Source organism: Streptomyces sp. SDT5-1 (assembly GCF_052245995.1).
Classification (GTDB): domain Bacteria; phylum Actinomycetota; class Actinomycetes; order Streptomycetales; family Streptomycetaceae; genus Streptomyces.
In genome coordinates this window covers 8020146-8037431 of record NZ_CM125963.1, presented here as the reverse complement: position 1 = coordinate 8037431, position 17286 = coordinate 8020146, and the positions used below count along the sequence as shown (strand labels likewise).

Genomic DNA, 17286 nt, shown 5'->3' with positions numbered 1-17286 from the left:
AGTAGCCCACAACCACTACGCCCCTCGTGCGTGCCGCCGCACCCACGTAGAGCTTCACCGCCGCTTGAGCCGCTCCACGCCGGTGACGCCGATGGCGGCGAGGCCGATCTGGATGGCCAGTTCGATCCAGTCGACGCCGTCGGTCTCGGCGACGTCGAAGGCCCCGGCGACGGCCGTGCCGACGAGCGCCGCGACGATGCCGACCAGGAGCGTCCACAGGATGCCGATGCGCTGGCGGCCCGGGATGACGAGCCGGCCCAGTACGCCGATCACGATGCCGATGACGATCGCGGTGAAGATGCCGGAGATCTCCATACCCCTCTGCCCTCCTTGGTCCGGCGCTTCGACACACCTGTCGAAGCGCCGCGGTCGCTTACGTGTTCCCCGACTTGGGGGACGCACTCCCCCGGGCGGGGGTTGAGCGCGCCCGGGGTGGCGTAAACCCCACCACGGACACGGTGGCCACCCGGCTCACGGTGGTGGACACAACTCCCTAGATTCACCGGCATGTTGAAGCGCACAGCTCACGCAGCCATCGCCGTCGCCCTCGCCTCCGGAGCCCTCGTCGCCACCGCGACGACCGCGGGCGCAACCGGTGACATCCGCACCGTGCGGACGGACAAGGGGGTGGTGCGCGGCGCGGCCGACGGCTCCGTCCTGACCTTCGAGGGCATTCCGTACGCGGCCCCGCCCGTCGGTGACCGCAGATGGGCGCCGACCGCGCCCGCCGCCCGGTGGCGGGGCGTACGGGACGCCACCCGGCCCGGCCACGCCTGCCCGCAGACCGGGGTCGTCCCGCCCGTCGGCCCCCGCTCGGACACGGAGGACTGCCTCACGGTCAACGTCACCGCGCCCGGCGCGGGTTCGTCCCGTCCCCGACCGGTGATGGTGTATCTGCACGGCGGCGACCACACCGACGGCGAGGGCGCCATGAACGGGGCCGCGCGGCTCGCCGCCCGCGGCGACGTGGTGGTCGTGACCGTCAACCACCGCCTCGGCGCCCTCGGCTACCTCGCCCACCCCGTACTGGAGAAGAAGGGCGCGGAGTCGGGCAACTACGGGTTCCTCGACCAGCAGGCCGCGCTGCGCTGGGTGCGGCACAACGCCGCGGCGTTCGGCGGCGACCCCTCCAACGTCACCCTCTTCGGCCAGTCCGCCGGAGCCACCAGCGCCTGCGCCCATCTGGTCGCGCCCACGTCGGCCGGGCTCTTCGACCGGGTCGTCCTCCAGAGCGGGGCCTGCACCCGGGACGACGCGACGACGTCCCGGGCCGACGCCCTGCGGCAGGGCGTGAGGACGGCGCGGGACATCGAGGCGACACACCACATCGACGACTGGCGCACCGCGTCCCCCGCCCAGCTGGTGCACCCCTTCGGCACCGGCCCCCACTACGGCCCCGTCTACGGCGGGAAGCTGCTTCCCCGCACACCCCGGCAGGCGTTCGCCACCGGCCGGTTCCACAAGGTGCCGGTGCTGCAGGGCATGACCCGTGACGAGAACCTCGCCCGTGTCTACGGCATGGAGCTGGCCAAGCGGCAGGCCACCGGCGACCCGGACGCCACCCTCGACAAGGACGACTACCGCGCCGGTCTCGACGCCGCCGTCGGCGCCGGGAAGGCAGGTGCCGTCGCCGCCGAGTACCCGATCGCCGCCCACCGCGACTCCCCCGCCCTGGCGCTCGGCGCCGCGCTCACCGACGGCGACCACGGCCGGGCCACGGTGACGAACGGCCTGACACTGGCCCGGCACACCCGCACCTACACCTACGAGTTCGCCGACGACCCCACCCCCTGGTACGCGGACCCGGCGTACACCGAGCCGTCGTTCCCCGCGGGCGCCACGCACACCTTCGACCTCCCTTACCTCTTCGACCTCGCCGCGTACCAACCCCTCGACGCGCGCCAGCGGGCCCTGTCCGCCGCGATGATCGACATCTGGACGGACTTCGCCCGCACCGGCCGGGCCCCGTGGAAGCCGACCACCGCGTCCGCGCTCAACGCGCGGTCCCTGGCCTCGGGGTCCGGCGGCATCCGGCCCGTCGACCTCGCGAAGGAGCACCACTACCCCTTCTGGAAGTCGCTGGGCTGAACCGGCGGGATCAGGCCGCCGCCTGCGGGTGGGTCAGCCGGGCCAGGAGGTCGTCGAGGGAGACGAGGCCCGTCAGGCGGTCGGTGGTGTCGCGGACGACCGCGAGGGAGGCGCGGCGCTGGCGGAGTTGTTCGATGGCCTGGCCGACGGTGTCGGTCGTGAGCAACTCCGGGACGGGCCGGGCCAGTTCGCCCGCCGTTGTGGCGCGGCCCCGGCTGCGCGCGATCAGGGCGTCGCGGGCGTGCACGGAGCCGACGACCCGCTCCCCCGCCCGTACGAGGAGGCGGCTGCGGTCGCGGGCGGCGGCCGTGGCGAGGATCGCGTCGAGGTCGGCGTCGGCCGGGACCGACGTGATCCGGTCGGCGGGGGTCTGGAGGTCGCCGACCGGGGTGAGCGGTTCGACCAGGGAGCTGGTGATCAGCTCGGAGTCGTCCTTGCTGATCAGGCCGAGCCGCTCGGACTCGACGACGAGCTGGGTCAGCTGCTCGCGGTTGTGCACCTCGGCGAGTTCGTCGCGGGGTGTCACCCGGCACATCCGCACCAGCGCGTTACTGATCTTGTTGAGGACCCAGATCAGCGGGCGGACCACCTTCACGACGCCGCGGAACGGGGGCGCGAGCAGCATCGCGGAGCGCTCGGGGTGGGCGATGGCCCAGGACTTGGGCGCCATCTCGCCGACGACCATGTGCAGGAACACCACGACGATCATCGCGAAGGCGAAGGAGACGCCGTAGCTGAGCCCGCTGGGCAGTCCCCAACCGTGCAGCAGGGGGTCGAGTTCGTGGGAGATCGCGGGCTTGGAGATCGAGCCGAGGCCCAGGGTGCAGACGGTGATGCCGAGTTGGGCGCCCGCGAGCATCAGGGAGAGTTCGCGCATGCCCGCGAGGGCCGCCTTGGCGCCGCGCGCGCCGGACGCGACCGCCTGTTCCACGCGGTGCCGTTTGGCGGCGACGAGGGCGAACTCGGCAGCCACGAAGAATCCGCTGCCGATCAGCAGGAGGACGGTGATGAAGAGGGCCATGGGGAAGCTCATGAGCGCGGCTCCTCCTCGGTGCCGACGGTGGCGGTCACGTGGGTGAGGTGGACGAGTTCGGGCACGTGGCGGTCGAGTGTGCGGACGTCGACGACGGCCTGCTCACCCTCTCCCGTCAGGTCGACCGTGATCCGGTCGCCGATGGCGGGGAAGCGGCCGAGCCGGTCGACGATCAGGCCCGCCACGGTGTCGTAGCCCTCGTCCTCGGGCAGGGCGATGCCCGTGGCCTCGGCGATCTCGTCGATGCGGCGGCCCGCGTCGACCACCCAGCCGGCGCCGTCCGGGTCGGGCACGGCGAGGCGGGTCTCGCGGTCGGTCTCGTCGGCGATGTCACCGACGAGCTCCTCGGCGATGTCCTCGTACGTGACGATGCCCGCGACGCCGCCGTGCTCGTCGAGGACGACGGCGAACTCGTCGTCGGCCTCGCGCATCCGGTCGACGGCGGCGGGGAGCTGGAGGGTGTCGGGGAGCAGCAGCGGGCGGCGGGCCAGCGTCGCTGCGGTGGCGTCCGCGTACGCGGGCTGCTCGAGCCGCATCAGTTCGCGCACGCCGATGACGCCCGTGACGTCGTCGGGGTGGTCGCCCATGACCGGGTAGTTGGAGTGGCCGTGCTTGGCGATCAGCTCGACGGCGTCGGCGGCCGAGGCCTCCTTGCGGACGAAGACGGCGTCGGCGCGCGGCACCATCACCTGGTCGAGGATCCGCTCGTTGAACTCCAGGGCGTGGTCGAGGAGGGTGGCGGTCTCGCGGGGCAGCTCGCCCTGCTGGTGGGACTCGCCGATGAGGTGGCTCAGCTCCTCGAGGGTGGCGCCGTGGTGCAGTTCCTCGACGGGTTCGATGCCGACCTTGCGCAGCAGTGTGTTCGCGGCGCTGTCGAAGAGGTGCACCACCGGGCCGACGACCTTCAGATAGCCGAGCGTCGAGCCCGCGAGGGCCTTGGCCAGGCGTTCGGGCACGGCGAGCGCGAGGTTCTTGGGTGCCAGCTCGCCGAGCACCATCTGGACGACCGTGGCGAGCACGAACGCCAGGACCACCGAGATGCCGGTGACCGCGGCGTCCGGGATGCCGAGACCGTCGAGGGCGGGGCGCAGCAGGGCCGAGACGGAGGGTTCGGCGAGGAAGCCGACGACCAGTCCGGTGACGGTGATGCCGAGCTGGGCGCCCGACAGCATGAACGACAGCCGTTCGAGCACCTTGAGGGCCTTGGCGGCCTTCTTGTCGCCCGCCTCCGCGTCCCGCGCGAGCGCGAGCCGGTCGGCGGCGACGTACGCGAACTCCTGCGCGACGAAGTATCCGGTGCCCGCGGTCAGCACGAGGACCGCGAGCAGGCCGAGCACGGCACTCAGCATGTGCCACCACCTCGCCGCGTGCCGTGCTCACCGTTCAGGGGGCGAGGTGGTCGGGGACTGTGTCCCGCTGGGTCCGTCGGTCTGGCGGACAACCGGCTGCTCCTTCGCGTTTTACTTGCTCTTTGCCTTGATTCGGACAACGACCGGGGCGACGCTGCTGTTCCCGAACACTCTGCTTCGGGTGGATGCGCGCCGCCACCGCGGCCTGCCGCCCCCGCGGCGGAGGCGAACAGGGATGATGTACGGGCCCAGGAACCCAGCCAGCAGGAGGAGCCGGTGACGACGTCACGCCACAGGACCCCACGACGCGCCCAGGGCGAGCTGGAGGCGCAGGTCCTGGCCGCGCTGCGGACCGCCGATGCCCCGGTGAGCGCCGGATGGGTGCGCGACCGAGTGGGCGGCGGGCTCGCGTACACCACGGTGATCACGATCCTGGCGCGGTTGCAGGCCAAGGACGCCGTGACCCGGCGGCGCGAGGGCCGCTCGTTCGTGTGGACGCCGGTGGCCGACGAGGCGGGGCTCGCCGCGTTCAAGATGCGCAAGGTGCTGGACGCAGAGGCGGACCGCGAGGCCGTGCTCGCGAGCTTCGTCACGTCGCTGCCCGAGGGCGACGAGCAGCTGCTGCGGGAGCTGCTGAGCCGCGCCGACGACACGGCCGGCGACACGGCTGCCGACACGACCGGCGACGTCTCCGGTGACCTCTGCGGCGACGAGGAAGGCACGGACTGAGCCCGTGGGCATCTTCGTCTTCCTGCCGCTGGTGCTGCCGCTGACCGCCTGGCCTGTCGCCAGGCTCGCCACGCACCGCCTGCATCCGCGCACCGCGACCCGGCTCCTGACCTGCGTGGCCGCCGTGATGGCGGTGTGCAGCACCGTCTGCCTCGGCCTGCTGATGGTGGTCGGCACGGCGCAGCTGCCGGGCAATCCGCTGCCGGACGGCTGGTCCGACCCCGAGGTTCGGGCCGCGGTGCCGCAGGACGAGATCGCGGGCAAGGCGGCGATCCCGGCCCTGCTCGCCGTCGTCGCCGCCTGCGGGCGGACGCTGTGGCGGCACTTCACGCTGCGCCGCCGCGCCCACGCCGCGCTCGCGGGCCTGCCCGGCTCGCAGGTCGCGGTGGTGCCCGACCCGGAGCCGTACGCATACGCACTGCCCGGCGGCGGGCGCGGCCGGGTCGTCGTGAGCACCGCGCTGCTCGACCGGCTCGCGTCGGACGAGCGGCGGGCCCTGTTCGCGCACGAGCGCACCCACCTGGCGGCCCGGCACCACCGGCTGCTGCTGACCGTGCGCCTTGCGGCCCGCGCCAACCCGTTCCTGCGCCCGCTCGGCTCGGCCGTCGCGTACACGGCCGAGCGGTGGGCCGACGAGGCGGCGGCCGCCGTGGTGGGCGACCGCCGGGTGGTGGCGCGGGCCATCGGCAAGGCGGCGCTCACCGCGCGCGAGCCGGCCTTCGCCGCGTTCGCCGCGCCGGGGCCGCTCCCCCGCCGGGTCGCCGCGCTGCTCGGCCCGCCGCCCGCCGAATCGGGCCGGGCCACCGCCTTCACGACCGTGGGGCTCGCCACGTGGACGGCGGGGGCCGGCGCGGCGGCCTCCGCGATGTCGTCCGCCAACTCGGCGCTCACCCTGGCGGCGACGCTGCACGCGGCGACCCCTCTCTGACACGGCGGTACGGACGGCGGGACGGGCGGGCCTACAGGTCGAACTCGTGCGGCGGCAGGCCGAGCATCTGGCAGGCCTCCCGCACGACGCCGCGCTCGGTCTGGTCGAAGTCGCCGTCGGCGCCGCCGATGACGATGCCGATCTGGATGACGGCGCGCGCCTCGGCCTCCTTCTTCTTCGCCTTGGAGACCTCCTGCAACACGCTGACCTTGCCGAAGTCGAAGTCGGCCGTGAGCTTGTCGAGGTTCGCCTCGAAGCGCTTCTGGAGGTCGGTCGCGTCGAAGTTCTGGAGCACCTCGTTGCTCATGATGAGCTGCGCGACCCGGCGCCGCTCCGACGCGTCGATGGTGCCGTCGGCGGCGGCGACCAGCGCGCACATCGCCATCGACGCGTCGCGGAACGCCCCCGACTTCAGGTCGTTCTTCTTCGCCACCAGCTGCGTCTGCATGGTCGACGCGGATTCCTTGATGCGGTCCCACAGGGCCACGGGTGCTCCTCAGTTCGCTGAATCTGCTGCTGCCGTAATTTCTACAGCACTGTAGAAACTGGCGAAGGGACAGGACAGTTCCGCCCCGCCCCTATACTTCTACACGCCTGTAGAACCACTCTTCCGCACACAAGGGAGTTCACGCCCCGATGGTGTTCACACGACTGCTCGGCTCGCTCGGCGTGGGCGGGCCCACCGTCGACACCGTTCTTCCCGACTGGACGGCCGCGCCCGGCGGCAGCGTCTCCGGCCGGGTCCAACTCAAGGGCGGCAGTGGCGACTTCGAGATCGAGCAGATCACGCTCGAGCTCGTCGCCCGGGTCGAGGCCGAGCACGACGACGGCGAGAGCCACGGCACCGTGGCCTTCGACCGGTTCGTCGTGGGCGGCGGCTTCCGGCTCGTGGCGGGCGCCGAGCACAGCGTGCCGTTCACGGTGACGCTGCCGTGGGAGACGCCGATCACCGAGCTGTACGGGCAGCCGCTGGGCATCGCGCTCGGCGTGCGCACCGAACTCGCGGTGGCGGGCGCCAAGGACAAGGGCGACCTGGACCAACTCGCGGTGGGACCGCTGCCCGTGCAGGAGGCCATCCTGGAGGCCTTCGGGCAGCTCGGCTTCGGCTTCACGTCGGCGGACCTGGAGTACGGCCACATCGGCGGCACGGGGCAGCGGCTGCCCTTCTACCAGGAGATCGAGCTGGCGCCGCCGGCCCGGTACGCGCACGCCGTGAACGAGATCGAGCTGACATTCCTCGCCTCCCCCGAAGGCGTGGAGGTCGTCCTCGAGGCGGACAAGCGCGGCGGCCTCTTCTCCGGCGGCCACGACGCGCTCACCCGCTTCACGGTGTCCCACGAGGACGCGGGGCGGCAGGACTGGAACGCGGTCGTGGACGGCTGGGTGCGCGAGCTGGTCGAGCACCCCGGCGCGCCGCACGCGGGCCACGAGCCGCACTACGCGTACGAGCACGACGGTGGCGGACACCGCTCGGGGCCCGGCGTCGGCACGGCCGTCGCGGCGGGCGCCGCCGGGCTCGCGGTCGGCGTGGTGGGCGGTATGGTCGCGGCCGAAGTGGTCGACGAGGTCGGCGACTTCTTCGAGGGTGACGACGAGGACGAGGGCGGCGAGGACTGATCATGTTCGGACTCAGTGAGCTGGCGATCGTGCTGATCGTGATCGCCGTCGTGATCGGTGTGAAGAAGCTGCCCGAACTGACCCGCAGCGCGGGCAAGTCGGCGCGCATCCTCAAGGCCGAGGCCCGCGCCCTGAAGGAACAGGGCGACGAGCCGCAGGGCCCGCCACGTGTCATCAAGGGCGAGACGGTGACTCCTCCCCCGCGCGAGCCGGGGCAGGAGTCACCGAAGCCCTAGGAGCTGTCGTCACGGCGTCGGTTGCAGTTTCTCGAAGAAGAACTCGTGCTTGAGGTACGAGGTGTCGTACTCGTGGCCCGGGTGCGGCGGCAGCAGTTGCGCGGCCTGGAAGAGCCGCCAGCCGTCGCGCAGGGCCTCGAGTCCGGTCTCGTAGGGCGGTTCGTCGCTGTCGCCCGTGGTGTGCTCGGTGGTTCCGGTGCCGTCGTAGCGGGCCCAGCCGACCACCTTGGCGTCGAGCGCCGAATTGGCCAGGTAGAGGACGAGTACCTGCTGTCTCATGCGTGGCTCCCGAGGGTGGGACGGTTGGAGACCCGGGTCACCCAGTGGTCGAGGTCGAAGGTGTCGTCGCCGGTCAGGGCGCGCCACAGCCGGATCCGGTTGTGGATCTCCAGGCGGCCGGTGGCGGGCTCGTACCAGGGGAAGACGTGGCGCAGTTCGTCGCCGACGGCCGGGGCGTCGAGGTCGGAGGTGTCCCACAGGCGCACCTGCGGCACGGTCGGGTTGAAGCGGACCTTGAACATGTAGCGGCGGATGTCGCTGTCGTTGCGGCGGCCGCCGTGCCAGATGCCGTGGTGCATCAGCAGGACGGTGCCCGCCGGGCAGGTGAGCCGGTTCTGGCCGCGCAGGTTCTGGTAGCGGCCGGTGTCGGTCTCGTTGGTGTGCCGCAGGTGACTGCCCGGCACGCTCAGGGTTCCGCCCATGTCGAGCGTGACGTCCTGCGGGTAGTACATGAGCTGGACGTCGAAGGCGTCGGGGCGCACGTCGATGATGGCGTCGCCGTGCAGCGGCTGGGCGGTGCCCTCGCGGGGCTCGCGCACGTGCACCGCGTGGTGGTCGACGGTCGGATCGGGCCCGACCAGGCTCCGCAACGCGCCCGCCACGGCGGGCAGTTCGAGGAGCCGCCGCGCGAAGGACCCTTCGGGGTAGGCCTTCTGGACGGGCGTGCCGTACGGCGCGGCCGGGATCCCGGCCTCGAACACGTCGATCGCCTGCTCGTTCAGCTCGCGGGGCACGACCGCGTCGAGGCGCAGCGAACCGTGGGCGACGAAGCGCGCCATCTGCACGGAGCTCAGCAAGTGCTCACTGGTTGGCATGAGGCAAACGTAGGCAGCCAAGCCCCGTTCGTCGTGGGCTGTATCGAGCCTCTGCTGGTAGTTTTCCGGCATGACCGAGAGCGTCGCACTCCACCTGGACCGGCCGCCGCAGGTGGTCAGCGCGGGCGTCGGCGTGCACGGCGGGCAGGCGCTCCAGGAGTCCTTCCGGCTGCCCGACCTGTGGCAGCTGCACCTCTACGGCTACGAGGGCGAGCTGACGGTCGACGGCCACCGGCACCCGATCAGGCCGGGTCACCTCAGCCTGATCCGGCCGGACACGGAGGCGCACTTCCGGTACGTGTCACGGCGCAGCGAGCATCTGTACGCGCACTTCCGGCTGCCGGGCCGGGACCCGCTGGGGCTGCGCCGGGTGCCGGTGATGCAGGACGCGGGCGCGGAGGCGGCGCTGCTGGGTTCGCTGCTGGGGAGCGCGGTGGCGGCCATGCCGACGGCGCGGGTGCGTGCCGCGGCCGAGGTGTGGACGGTGCTGTGGCACGCGACGCGGCTCGGCGCGTCCGAGGAGGGCAACGGCCGTCCGCATCCCGCCCTTTCGGCGGCGACGGAGCACATCGAGCGGCATCTCGCGACGCCCCTGACGGTCCCGGAGGTGGCCGCGGCGGCGGGTGTCTCGCCGGGCCATCTGACCCGGCTCTTCCGGTCCGGCACGGGTGACACCGTGGTGGCGTGGATCCGCAGGCGACGGATGGAGCGCGCCCGGCACCTGCTGCGGTCGTCGACGCTGCCGATCGCGGCGGTCGCCGCCACGGTCGGCATCCCGGACCTCCAGGCGTTCAACAAGACGTGCCGCAGGGAGCTCGGCGCGTCCCCGCGTCAGGTGAGGGGAGAGCGCCGGGCCGTGTAGGGGCTTCCTTACGTGGTGGTGGATTCGGGGAGCCAGGGGCTCGGGTCCCAGCCCCAGGACTCCGCCCAGGCGTCGAGCGCCGCGCCGAGGGACGCGGTGAGAGCGGGTTCGCGCTCGCGCAGGTCGGTGGTCTCGGCGGGGTCGGTGTCGAGGTCGATCAGCATCTCGTCGAGGACGAACGGGCCGCCGAGGGCCTCGCGCGGGGAGCGGACGAGCTTCCACCGGCCGCGGCGGACCGCGAGCTGCGGCCCGTACTCCCAGAACAGGTCCCGTTCGCGGGCCGCTCCCCCGGCCCAGGCGGGGACGGTCCCGTCGACGTCGTCCGGGACGGGGACGCCGGCCGCGCCGAGCAGCGCGGGCAGCAGGTCCATCATCAGGCCCGGTTCGGCGATCACCGCGCCGGAGTCGGCGATGCCGGGCCAGCGCACGACGGTGGGTTCGCGGATGCCGCCCTCGAACAGCGAGCCCTTGGCGCCGCGGAAGCCGCCGGTGGAGCCGCCCTGGTAGTCGATCTCCTCGCCGTTCAGCCAGTTGCGGGTCTCGGTGGACGGGCCGTTGTCGGAGGAGAAGACCACGATGGTGTCGTCCCGCTGCCCGGCGGCCTCGATCGCGGCGAGGATGCGGCCGACGCCGTCGTCGAGCGCGGACACCATCGCGGCCATGATGCGCCGCTCGGGGTCGAGTTCGGGGAACCTGTCGAGGTACGCGCGGGGCGCATGCATCGGGTAGTGCGGGGCGTTGAACGGGACGTAGCAGAAGTACGGGGCGTCGCCCTGGGCGGTGATGAAGTCGGCGGCGTGCTCGGCGATGACCTCGGTGAGGTAGCGGCCGTTGTCGTAGATCTCCCGGCCGTCCTGCCACAGGTCGTGGACCGGGTTGCCCTCGCCCCAGTAGAAGATGTGCGAGTAGTAGTCGACGCAGCCGGCGAGGAATCCGGTGTGCGTGTCGAAGCCGCGGTCCAGTGGGCCGTACCCGGTGGCGGTGCCGAGGTGCCACTTGCCGAAGATGCCGGTGCGGTAGCCCGCCTCCCGCAACCGGGAGGCGAGGGTGGGCTGGTCGGGCAGACCGACAGTGCCGCGCCGACCGCCGAGGATCTCCTGGACCCCGGCGTGCACGGGGTACTTGCCGGTGAGCAGGGAGGCCCTGGACGGAGAGCATACGGGCGAGTTGGAGTACCAGTGCGTCAATCGGGCGCCGTCTGCGGCCAGTTGGTCGAGGTGCGGGGTGCGGATGTCCTCGGACCCGAAGCAGCCCACGTCGCCGAAGCCGAGGTCGTCGGCGTAGATGACGACGATGTTGGGCGGCCGGTCCGGGGTTCGGGCGGTGGTCATGGGGTGGCCTCCGGGACGACGGTGTTCACTGCCTGGTAGACGGCGCGCTCCGCGCCTTCGGGGACGCGGTGCGGGTCGGTGATGCCGCGCGCGGCGAGTTGCTTCGGTTCGGTGGCGGAGGACAGGACGAGCGTGGGGCGGGCGCCGTCGCGGGCCAGGCGCATCCAGGTGTCGAAGACGGCGCCGCCTGGGCCGAGCGAGCCGCGCGCCACGGGTGTGTCCTGGTCGTCGACGTCGATGACGACGGCCGCCGTGCGCTCGGGGGTGGCGGGTGGCGCGGACCGCAGCTCGGCGGCGACCTCCGCGAACCGGCGGCCGATCGGCTTGGGCCGCCGGTCGGAGTCGATCAGGCCGAGGGTGTACTCGAGCTCGGGGAAGTCGCCGAAGCGGCGCGGCACGTCGTGGGAGCACCACCAGGTGACGCCCCACAGGTGCGCGGTGGTCGCGGCGGAGCGGACGGTGGCCTCCAGGAAGCCGGGGGCCTCGTCCGCGGTCATGCAGTTGAGGGGCGCGCCCACCTCCTGGAGCCAGATCGGCCGGTCGGGGCGGGCGGCGAACGCGCGGGACAACTCGATCAGGTACTCGGCGTGGTGGTCGGTCTCGAAGGAGCGGCTGCCGTAGCGCTGCGCGGTGCCGTTGAACACCCAGGAGTGGATCGAGGTGAGGGCCCCGGCGCGGCTCGCGTGCGCGGGGGTGAAGGGGTGGTCGTCGAGGTACCAGACGGCGTCGTACGCGCTGTGCAGGTGGTCCTTGCCGGGCGCCCCGGCCTCGGCGGCGCCGAGGAGGGTGTCGAGCCAGGCGGTGATCTGCCGGGCGTCGGCGCGCATGGGGCTGGGGTGCGGGTCGCCGGAGAACTGGTTGAGTTCGTTGCCGAGCGTCAGGCCGAGGAAGTTGGGCCGGTCGGCGAGCCCTTCGGCGAGGCGGCGCACGAGGAGTTCCTGGCCGGCGACGGCGTCCGGCTCCGTGAACATGTTGCGGCGGTGCCAGGTGTCGAGCCACGCCGGCACGAAGTCGAAGCTGGACAGGTGTCCCTGGAGGGCGTCGACGGAGGCGTCGAGGCCGAACTCGGCGGCCGTGTCGACGACGGCTCGGACGTCGTCGACGGCCTGCGGGCGCACCCAGGTGCGGTTGGGCTGGAGCTGCGGCCACAGCGGCATGAGCCGCACATGGTCGAGGCCGAGCGCGGCGAGTCCCTCGAAGTCCCTTCGTACTTCGTCGAGGTCGAGCTGCATCCAGGAGAACATCCACGTCTGGGACGGGGTGTAGTTGGCGCCGAAGCGCAGGCCGCGGCGCGCGTGGTGGCTCATCGTGCGGGGTTCCTTCGGGTCAAGTGGGGGGTTCGGGTACGGCCGCGGGTGGCGGTCAGAGGCGGCCGAGTGCGGCGGCGCGTTCGGCGGGGCCCGGGCGCTCGTGGGGCGTGTCCCCCAGTTCCGCCTGTACGCGGGCCAGTTCGCGTGTCAACTCGTCGCGGACCGCGCGGTGTTCGGGGTCGTGGTAGACGGAGCGGAGCTCGTGCGGGTCGTTCTCCAGGTCGAAGAGTTCCCACTCCGGCGGGTAGGTGACGTTGTTGGTGTTGGGCAGGCCGAGGCCGTCCGCGTAGTAGTGGATGAGCTTGTACCGCTCGGTGCGGATGCCGTAGTGCGCCCACACGTGGTGCATGTGGTCGTCGTGCTCGTAGAAGCGGTAGTAGAAGGTGTCGCGGCGCGGGGGCTCGGGGGCGCCGGTCATCAGGGGCAGCAGGCTCATGCCCTGCATGCGCGGGTGGGCGGGCACGCCGGCGGCGTCGAGGATCGTCTGGGCGAGGTCGACGTTGGCGACGAGGGCTTCGGTGTGCTGTCCGGGCGGCACCCTGCGCGGGTAGCTCATGACCAGCGGGATGCGCGGGGACGGCTCGTACATGAACCGCTTGTCGAACCAGCCGTGTTCGCCGAGGAAGAAGCCGTGGTCGGCGGTGTAGATCGTGAGGGTGTCGTCCTGTTCGCCGCGCGGTGACATGGTCGGTCAGTCGGCCCACGTTCTCGTCGACGGCGGCGACGCAGCGGAGGTAGTCCGCGAGGTAGCGCTGGTACTTCCAGCGGCCCATCGCCTCGTAGTCCAGGCCCTCCGGCGGGTCCTCCTTGAGGTCGACGTCGGCGAGGTCGTCGGCGATCCGCAGGGTGGCGTGGTGGGCGGGTGTCGCGCGGCCCCGGTAGTCGTCGTCGAAGGTGTCGGGGAGCGGGATCGGCTCGGTGAACAGGTGTTGGTGCCGCTCGTGCGGGATCCAGGGCCGGTGCGGGGCCTTGTGCCAGACGAGGGCGCACCAGGGCTGGTCGGTGGGCTGTTCGTCGAGCCATGCGGTGGCACGGTCGGTGAGGATGTCGGTGACGTAGCCCTCGTGCTGGACCTTGCCGTCGGCGGTGAGGAACACCGGGTCGCGGTAGGTGCCCTGGTCGTCCAGGATCTCCCAGTGGTCGAAGCCCTGCGGGTCGTGGCCCTCTCCGTGCCCGAGGTGCCATTTGCCGAACATGGCGGTGCGGTAGCCGGCCGCCTTGAGCTGCGAGACGAAGGTGGGCTGGCTCGCGTCGATGGGGGTGGCGAGCGTGGTGACGCCGTTGACGTGGCTGTACGTGCCGGTGAGGACGGCGGCGCGGGCGGGCGTGCACAGCGAGTTGTTGACCATGGCCCGGTCGAAGCGCATGCCCGCGAAGGCGATCTTGTCGATGTTCGGGGTGGTGTTCATCCGGGAGCCGTAGGCGCTGATGGCCGGGGCGGCGTGGTCGTCGGTGAGGACGAGGAGGATGTTGGGCCTGCGCGGCACTGCGTCAACTCCTGTTCGTGGTACGGATGCGGGGCGCGGGTGTCATCCCTTGACGGCCCCCTCGCCGACGCCCCGGAAGAAGTACCGCTGGAGGGCGAAGAAGAAGACGACCAGCGGGAGGATCGCGACGACGGTGCCCGCCGCGATGACACGGGGGTCCTTGACGAAGGTGCCCTGGAGGTAGTTCAGGCCGACGGTGAGCGTGTACTGGCTCTGGTCGGAGAGCACGATCAGCGGCCACAGGAAGTTGTCCCAGGCGCCGACGAACGCGAAGATCGCGACGACGGCGATGGTGCCGCGCACCGAGGGCACGGCGATCCGCCGGAAGCGCTGCCAGGCGTTCGCGCCGTCGATGATGCCCGCCTCCTCCAGCTCGTTCGGGATGCCGGACATGGCGTTGCGCATCAGCAGGACGTTCAGGGCGCCGACCGCCGACGGCAGGATCACGCCGAGCAGCGAGTTGTTGATGCCCATGGACAGAGCGAGCATGTACTTGGCGATGAGCACGACCTCGCCCGGCACCAGCATCGCGGTGAGGAACACGACGAAGGCGAGCTTCTTGCCCCGGAAGTCCATCTTGGCCAGGGCGTAGCCCGCGCACGTGGCGCCGATGACGTTCGTGCACACCACCGCCACCGCGACGAGCAGCGAGTTCATCGCGTAGTGCCAGATCGGGACGATGTCGGCGACCTTCGCGTACGCGCCGAGGGTGGGCTTCTCCGGGAGCAGCTTCGGCGGCGAGGAGTAGATGTCGACGCCGTTGCCCTTGAGGGAGGTGGACACCTGCCACAGGAGCGGGCCGACGCACAGGATCGCCACGAGGATCAGAGCCGTGTACCGCCCGGCGGTGAGCGTCAGGCGGCGTCGGCGCACACGGCGCTGGGGCGCGAGGTCGGCGGTCACTTCTCGTTCTCCCGGGTCTGCATCCTGAGGACGGCGATCATCAGGCCGATGGTGATGACGAAGACGACGAGGGAGAGCGCGGAGGCGTAGCCGACCTCGGCGTCGAGCCCCGTGCCGACCCGCTGGATCAGCATGATGATCGTCATCGCGGAGCCGCCGGGTCCCGCCGTGTTGCCCGACAGGACGTAGATCTCGGTGAACACCCGGAACGCGGCGACGGAGGACAGCGCGGCGATGAGCACCATGGTGTTGCGGACGCCGGGGACGGTGACGGACACGAAGCGGCGCCACCAGCCGGCACCGTCCATGGCGGCCGCGTCGTAGAGGTCCTTGCTGACGTTGGTGAGGGCGGCCAGGTAGATGACCATGTACCAGCCGAGGCCGGTCCAGATGGTGACGAACATGGCGCTGCCCATGAGCAGCCACCGCTCGGTCAGGAACGGCACGGGTTCGGTGATGACACCGAGGACCTTGAGCGTCTGGTTGACCAGGCCCTGGCTGTCGAGCATCCAGGACCACATGATGCCGACGGCGACGGTCGAGGACACCACGGGGACGTAGTACGCGGTCCGGAAGAACCCGGCGCCGGGCAGTTTGGTGTGCACGAGCATGGCGAGCAGCAGCGGCAGGAACACCATGCACGGCACGACGATGACCATGTAGAGCGCGGAGTTCTGGAGCGCCGTCCAGAACCGGTCGTCGTGGATCATGCGGCTGAAGTTGTCGAGCCCGACGAACGCGCCGCCCTCGAGGCGGGTGGCGTCGGTGAACGCCAGCACGATGGTGTTGAGGAACGGGAAGACCGTGAAGACGCCCTCGCTGATCAGCGCGACGGCGAGGAACAGCCAGGGGGTGAGCCTGCCGTGCCGGGCCGCGTGCCCGGCGGGCGCCGCCCTGCCCCGGTCAGCCGTGCGCTGCTGCGGCGCGCGGCGAACGAGGCGGCGGGCGGCGCCCGCCGTCTTGACGGGGGTGGTCACTTCTCGGCCCGCGCCGACTTGTCGGCGAAGGCGACGGCGTCGTCGAGGGCCTTCTTGACGGGCTTCTTGCCGGTCACGGCGAGAGCGAGCTGCTCGCGCAGATTGGTCTTCTGGTCCTCCGAGGTGCCGGGCCAGGTGTACTCGACGGCCTTGCCGAGCTGTTCGGCGGAGAGGACGCGGACCTTGGCGGCGTCGCTGCCGTCGTCGGTGTGGAAGTACTTCGCGTCGGCGCCGTCACGGCCGGAGGGGAACACGTCGGCCTTCTTGGCGAAGGCCATCTGGTTCTCGGCGTTGGTGACGAAGCGGGCGAAGGCGATGGCGGTCGGGGAGTTCTTGGTGTGCGCGGAGACGCCGACGGACTGGATGTACATGCCGGGCGCGTTGTTGGTGATCTGCGGCCGGTAGGCGAGGTTCTTGTGGACGCTCGGGGCGTTCTTCTTGAGGTCCTGCACGGTGTACGAGCTGCCGCCGATGGAGGCGAGCCGTCCGGCCTGGAAGTTCTTGCCCTCGTTCACGTAGTCCTGGCTGAGGGCTTCCGGGATGATGGCGCCTGCCTTGTAGAGGTCGACGTACTTCTGGACGAAGGCGACGCCCTCGGGGCTGTTGAACACGTACTTGGTCTGGTCGTCGTTCATGACCTTGATGCCGTACTTGGCCATCAGGTCGGTGCCGGGCAGCTGGCCGATCATGGCGTACTGCTTCTTCGACTTCTTGGCCATCTCCATGGCCTGGTCGAAGTACTCGTCGTACGTGGTCGGCAGCTTCTTGGTGTCCATGCCGGCCTTCTTGAACAGGCCCGTGTTGTAGAGCGTCGGGCCCGTGTTGAGGTACCACGGGTAGGCGTAGTGGCCGCCCGCGTCCTTCCAGTCGTTGCTCTTCCAGGCGCCGGCCAGGTAGTCCTTGCCCGCGCCGGGGTCGGCCTCGTCGAGGTTGAGCAGCAGCTTGGCCTTGGCGAGCGGGGCGGCGGTGCTGCGGTCGAGGTTGATGACGTCGGGGAGGGTGTCACCTGCGGCGTCGGCCGAGAGCTTGTCGGCGTACCCCTCGGCGGGCTGGTCGATCCACTTGACCTTGGTGCCGGGGTGCTTCTTCTCGAAGGCGGCGACGAGGTCCTCGAAGTAGCCCTTGAATCCGGCCTTCAGGTTCCAGGTCTGGAAGGTGATGGAGCCGGTGATCTTTCCCTTGGCCGCGTCCTGGGCCTTGCTGTCGTCGTCCCCGCCTCCGCCGCCCACACCGCAGCCGGTGAGCACCAGGGACGCCGTGACACCTGTGGCCAGGGCCAGTCGCCGGACGTATCTCATCGTCATCGCTCCATTCGAGGAAAGGGTCTGCTGAAAGGAGGTGC

At 71.3% G+C, this 17286-nt stretch carries 18 protein-coding genes and 1 pseudogene; 6 read left to right on the top strand and 13 right to left on the bottom strand.

Annotation, left to right across the window (positions count from 1 at the left end; translation table 11 throughout):
- Window positions 1-54 precede the first annotated feature (54 nt).
- Window positions 55-315, bottom strand: coding sequence for a GlsB/YeaQ/YmgE family stress response membrane protein (locus ACTWJ8_RS37035; protein ID WP_356372735.1), 261 nt, complete (start codon window positions 313-315; stop codon window positions 55-57).
- 192 nt (window positions 316-507) lie between these two features.
- Between ACTWJ8_RS37035 and ACTWJ8_RS37030 the strand changes: the two genes are divergently transcribed.
- Window positions 508-2088: a carboxylesterase/lipase family protein gene (locus ACTWJ8_RS37030; RefSeq protein ID WP_443261854.1), complete on the top strand. Its 1581-nt coding sequence runs from the start codon at window positions 508-510 to the stop codon at window positions 2086-2088.
- Window positions 2089-2098: 10 nt separating this feature from the next.
- Here the strand turns inward: ACTWJ8_RS37030 and ACTWJ8_RS37025 are convergent, their stop codons facing one another.
- Window positions 2099-3121 carry a hemolysin family protein gene (locus ACTWJ8_RS37025; RefSeq protein ID WP_443261853.1) on the bottom strand — a complete coding sequence of 341 codons (1023 nt, stop codon included), beginning with the start codon at window positions 3119-3121 and terminating at the stop codon, window positions 2099-2101.
- Complete coding sequence (locus ACTWJ8_RS37020) at window positions 3118-4467, bottom strand: hemolysin family protein (RefSeq protein ID WP_443265106.1); 1350 nt, start codon at window positions 4465-4467, stop codon at window positions 3118-3120. The genes ACTWJ8_RS37025 and ACTWJ8_RS37020 overlap by 4 nt, the downstream gene beginning before the upstream one ends.
- Before the next feature lie 279 nt (window positions 4468-4746).
- Here ACTWJ8_RS37020 and ACTWJ8_RS37015 point away from each other — a divergent pair, with 279 nt between their 5' ends.
- Window positions 4747-5199 (top strand): BlaI/MecI/CopY family transcriptional regulator, encoded by a 453-nt coding sequence (locus ACTWJ8_RS37015; RefSeq protein WP_443261852.1) that lies wholly within the window; start codon window positions 4747-4749, stop codon window positions 5197-5199.
- A 4-nt stretch (window positions 5200-5203) separates the two neighbouring features.
- Entirely contained in the window at window positions 5204-6127 is a 924-nt protein-coding gene (locus ACTWJ8_RS37010; RefSeq protein ID WP_356372743.1) for a M56 family metallopeptidase, read from the top strand.
- Between the two features lie 31 nt (window positions 6128-6158).
- Here the strand turns inward: ACTWJ8_RS37010 and ACTWJ8_RS37005 are convergent, their stop codons facing one another.
- A complete protein-coding gene (locus ACTWJ8_RS37005) occupies window positions 6159-6614 on the bottom strand; it encodes a tellurite resistance TerB family protein (protein ID WP_356372745.1) in 456 nt (151 codons plus the stop codon).
- 149 nt (window positions 6615-6763) lie between these two features.
- Here ACTWJ8_RS37005 and ACTWJ8_RS37000 point away from each other — a divergent pair, with 149 nt between their 5' ends.
- Both ACTWJ8_RS37000 and ACTWJ8_RS36995 read left to right on the top strand, forming a co-directional pair.
- Window positions 6764-7744 (top strand): sporulation protein, encoded by a 981-nt coding sequence (locus tag ACTWJ8_RS37000; RefSeq protein WP_443261851.1) that lies wholly within the window; start codon window positions 6764-6766, stop codon window positions 7742-7744.
- 2 nt (window positions 7745-7746) lie between these two features.
- The gene (locus ACTWJ8_RS36995; RefSeq protein WP_356372748.1) at window positions 7747-7980 is read left to right on the top strand and encodes a twin-arginine translocase TatA/TatE family subunit; all 234 of its coding nucleotides are present in this window, start codon (window positions 7747-7749) and stop codon (window positions 7978-7980) included.
- Between the two features lie 9 nt (window positions 7981-7989).
- Here ACTWJ8_RS36995 and ACTWJ8_RS36990 read toward each other — a convergent pair whose 3' ends face one another.
- Both ACTWJ8_RS36990 and ACTWJ8_RS36985 read right to left on the bottom strand, forming a co-directional pair.
- On the bottom strand, window positions 7990-8259 hold the full coding sequence (locus ACTWJ8_RS36990; protein WP_356372750.1) for a hypothetical protein: 270 nt from the start codon (window positions 8257-8259) through the stop codon (window positions 7990-7992).
- Window positions 8256-9074, bottom strand: coding sequence for a phytanoyl-CoA dioxygenase family protein (locus tag ACTWJ8_RS36985; protein ID WP_443261850.1), 819 nt, complete (start codon window positions 9072-9074; stop codon window positions 8256-8258). Before ACTWJ8_RS36985 ends, ACTWJ8_RS36990 begins: the two co-directional genes overlap by 4 nt.
- 70 nt (window positions 9075-9144) lie before the next feature.
- Between ACTWJ8_RS36985 and ACTWJ8_RS36980 the strand changes: the two genes are divergently transcribed.
- Window positions 9145-9936, top strand: coding sequence for an AraC family transcriptional regulator (locus ACTWJ8_RS36980; RefSeq protein WP_356372753.1), 792 nt, complete (start codon window positions 9145-9147; stop codon window positions 9934-9936).
- An 8-nt stretch (window positions 9937-9944) separates the two neighbouring features.
- Here the strand turns inward: ACTWJ8_RS36980 and ACTWJ8_RS36975 are convergent, their stop codons facing one another.
- The 7 genes and pseudogenes from ACTWJ8_RS36975 to ACTWJ8_RS36945 form a co-directional block, all read right to left on the bottom strand.
- Window positions 9945-11267, bottom strand: a complete 1323-nt coding sequence (locus tag ACTWJ8_RS36975; protein WP_443261849.1) for a sulfatase family protein — start codon at window positions 11265-11267, stop codon at window positions 9945-9947.
- Window positions 11264-12574, bottom strand: a complete 1311-nt coding sequence (locus ACTWJ8_RS36970; protein WP_443261848.1) for a glycoside hydrolase 5 family protein — start codon at window positions 12572-12574, stop codon at window positions 11264-11266. The genes ACTWJ8_RS36975 and ACTWJ8_RS36970 overlap by 4 nt, the downstream gene beginning before the upstream one ends.
- Window positions 12575-12629: 55 nt before the next feature.
- Window positions 12630-13262, bottom strand: coding sequence for a sulfatase/phosphatase domain-containing protein (locus ACTWJ8_RS36965; RefSeq protein ID WP_443261847.1), 633 nt, complete (start codon window positions 13260-13262; stop codon window positions 12630-12632).
- Between the two features lie 55 nt (window positions 13263-13317).
- Window positions 13318-14064: pseudogene (locus ACTWJ8_RS36960) on the bottom strand (sulfatase-like hydrolase/transferase); the annotation flags it as partial.
- 42 nt (window positions 14065-14106) lie between these two features.
- The gene (locus tag ACTWJ8_RS36955) at window positions 14107-14967 is read right to left on the bottom strand and encodes a carbohydrate ABC transporter permease (protein WP_443261846.1); all 861 of its coding nucleotides are present in this window, start codon (window positions 14965-14967) and stop codon (window positions 14107-14109) included.
- Complete coding sequence (locus ACTWJ8_RS36950; protein WP_443261845.1) at window positions 14964-15944, bottom strand: carbohydrate ABC transporter permease; 981 nt, start codon at window positions 15942-15944, stop codon at window positions 14964-14966. The genes ACTWJ8_RS36955 and ACTWJ8_RS36950 overlap by 4 nt, the downstream gene beginning before the upstream one ends.
- On the bottom strand, window positions 15941-17242 hold the full coding sequence (locus ACTWJ8_RS36945; RefSeq protein ID WP_443261844.1) for an ABC transporter substrate-binding protein: 1302 nt from the start codon (window positions 17240-17242) through the stop codon (window positions 15941-15943). Before ACTWJ8_RS36945 ends, ACTWJ8_RS36950 begins: the two co-directional genes overlap by 4 nt.
- Between the last annotated feature and the right edge of the window lie 44 nt (window positions 17243-17286).

Coding starts and splice junctions, on each gene's coding strand:
- ACTWJ8_RS37035 (WP_356372735.1), bottom strand. CDS start 315: ATGGAGATCTCCGGCATCTTCACCGCGATCGTCATCGGCATCGTGATC.
- ACTWJ8_RS37030 (WP_443261854.1), top strand. CDS start 508: ATGTTGAAGCGCACAGCTCACGCAGCCATCGCCGTCGCCCTCGCCTCC.
- ACTWJ8_RS37025 (WP_443261853.1), bottom strand. CDS start 3,121: ATGAGCTTCCCCATGGCCCTCTTCATCACCGTCCTCCTGCTGATCGGC.
- ACTWJ8_RS37000 (WP_443261851.1), top strand. CDS start 6,764: ATGGTGTTCACACGACTGCTCGGCTCGCTCGGCGTGGGCGGGCCCACC.
- ACTWJ8_RS36995 (WP_356372748.1), top strand. CDS start 7,747: ATGTTCGGACTCAGTGAGCTGGCGATCGTGCTGATCGTGATCGCCGTC.
- ACTWJ8_RS36990 (WP_356372750.1), bottom strand. CDS start 8,259: ATGAGACAGCAGGTACTCGTCCTCTACCTGGCCAATTCGGCGCTCGAC.
- ACTWJ8_RS36985 (WP_443261850.1), bottom strand. CDS start 9,074: ATGCCAACCAGTGAGCACTTGCTGAGCTCCGTGCAGATGGCGCGCTTC.
- ACTWJ8_RS36980 (WP_356372753.1), top strand. CDS start 9,145: ATGACCGAGAGCGTCGCACTCCACCTGGACCGGCCGCCGCAGGTGGTC.
- ACTWJ8_RS36975 (WP_443261849.1), bottom strand. CDS start 11,267: ATGACCACCGCCCGAACCCCGGACCGGCCGCCCAACATCGTCGTCATC.
- ACTWJ8_RS36970 (WP_443261848.1), bottom strand. CDS start 12,574: ATGAGCCACCACGCGCGCCGCGGCCTGCGCTTCGGCGCCAACTACACC.
- ACTWJ8_RS36965 (WP_443261847.1), bottom strand. CDS start 13,262: ATGTCACCGCGCGGCGAACAGGACGACACCCTCACGATCTACACCGCC.
- ACTWJ8_RS36945 (WP_443261844.1), bottom strand. CDS start 17,242: ATGAGATACGTCCGGCGACTGGCCCTGGCCACAGGTGTCACGGCGTCC.